The organism is Mycobacterium angelicum (assembly GCF_002086155.1).
In the GTDB taxonomy this organism is placed as follows: domain Bacteria; phylum Actinomycetota; class Actinomycetes; order Mycobacteriales; family Mycobacteriaceae; genus Mycobacterium; species Mycobacterium angelicum.
The window spans coordinates 1-260 of the sequence record NZ_MVHE01000413.1; the positions used below are offsets into that span (position 1 = coordinate 1).

1 pseudogene is annotated in these 260 nt (G+C 70.0%); it reads left to right on the forward strand.

Annotation, left to right across the window (positions count from 1 at the left end):
- Positions 1–260: pseudogene (locus BST12_RS30050) on the forward strand (PE family protein); the annotation flags it as partial.

Sequence of the window (260 nt, forward strand, 5' to 3'; positions counted from 1 at the left end):
GCATGTTCCTCGGCACTGGCGGCTCCAGTGCACTTGGCGGTAGCGCCGCTGCAAATGCCGCTGCCAGCGGTGCACTGCAGCTCCAACCCACCGGTGGGGCCAGCGGTTTGTCCGCCGTCGGCGCCCTGCTGCCGCGCGCCGGAGCGGCCGCCGCCGCGGCGCTGCCGGCTCTGGCCGCCGAGTCGATCGGCAACGCAATCAAGAATCTCTACAACGCCGTCGAACCGTGGGTGCAGTACGGCTTCAACCTCACCGCATGG